The sequence below is a fragment of the Variovorax sp. P4_D9 genome (genome assembly GCF_056401695.1).
This window is the reverse complement of the sequence record NZ_JBFUIU010001503.1, coordinates 1-1185: the sequence shown is the minus strand read 5'-3', so window position 1 is coordinate 1185 and position 1185 is coordinate 1. Positions and strand designations below refer to the sequence as shown.

General features: G+C 61.2%; 2 protein-coding genes. One reads left to right on the top strand and one right to left on the bottom strand.

Annotation, left to right across the window (positions count from 1 at the left end; translation table 11 throughout):
• Window positions 1-178 precede the first annotated feature (178 nt).
• Window positions 179-775 carry a Crp/Fnr family transcriptional regulator gene (locus AC1DY5_RS56390; protein WP_478122831.1) on the bottom strand — a complete coding sequence of 199 codons (597 nt, stop codon included), beginning with the start codon at window positions 773-775 and terminating at the stop codon, window positions 179-181.
• Window positions 776-960: 185 nt separating this feature from the next.
• Here AC1DY5_RS56390 and AC1DY5_RS56385 point away from each other — a divergent pair.
• The coding region (locus AC1DY5_RS56385) for a sulfatase-like hydrolase/transferase (RefSeq protein ID WP_478122830.1) at window positions 961-1185 on the top strand (225 nt) is incomplete at its 3' end.

Sequence of the window (1185 nt, the reverse complement as noted above, 5' to 3'; positions counted from 1 at the left end):
CGCAGCGAGAATCGGCACGATCGCAATCGCTTGGCGGCGCTTGATCAATGCGGGGGGAAGGGACAGTCTCATCGAAGGCTCCATCGTTCTGAATGCCGCATTGAAGTTCGACGTGCATCGGCCGCCCGGAACAATTGCGACAATCTAGGGGTATGTACCGCCGTCGAAGGCGCCGCCTTCAACCACCCTGAACAAGCGGCTGCGACGGCAGGCTTCGCAGCACGACAAGATGCCGATAGCCGAGCCGGATCCAGCCGCCTTCCTCGAGCTTGCGCAGTTCGATGCACACACGCTGCCGAGATGCACCTACCGCATGTGCGAGATCCTGTTGTGAAACATCTAGCCGGATGCCCTGATGCTCGGCCGCAGGCGGCTCATGCGCGGCCAACCGGTGAAGCACTCCGAGAATACGGCGCTCCAGCCTTCCGGCGGTGAACGTGACGAACACTTCGACAAGTTCGGACGCAAAGGCACTCACAATGCGTGCGAATTGCAGGGCGCCTTGCGGATCCGTGGACAGATGGCGATACAGGGCGTCGGCATCCACTTGGACGGCTTGGACCTGCCCAGTGGCCACCGCCTCTGCCGAAAACGGCAGGCGCCCGAGAACCGATGCGAGCCCCACGAACTCCCCAGGCATGAACCAGCGGAGCAACACTTCCTCGCCCTCGGGCGTGATGCCTGCAAGCCGTACCCTGCCAGCGAGCAGCAAGAACACCGAACCTGCGACTGCGCCACTGCTGAGCACGACCTCACAGTCCTCGAAGCTGCGCATTTGACCGAGGGCGCGGATAGCTCCTGCCGTTGAGGGCGGCAGCAAACCCATTGCTGCAGCAAATGTGTCGGCCCCTGGGCGGCGAAGGCTGGCGTCAGTAATCACCCTTGGATTGTCTCACTTGCGAAAATTTGATCCGGTTCGCTGACCCCTAATCAGGTCTTTTATCGTCAGCGACACATCCCATGGACTACGACTCGCACTTTTCCGGAACGATCGGCCGAACCTACAAGAGCTCAACGCCCTGGACGCCGCCTGAAGCCAAGGCACCCGCGGACGCCCCGGACGTGATCTTCATTGTTCTGGATGACGTAGGCTTCTCCGACCTGGGCTGCTATGGGTCCGAAATCGAAACTCCCAATATGGACCGCCTTGCGCGGATGGGCGCGCAGTACACGAACTTTCACGTG

Excerpts from the sequence above, each read along its gene's own strand:
- AC1DY5_RS56390 (WP_478122831.1), bottom strand. The coding sequence starts at position 775 with ATGCGCAGCTTCGAGGACTGTGAGGTCGTGCTCAGCAGTGGCGCAGTC.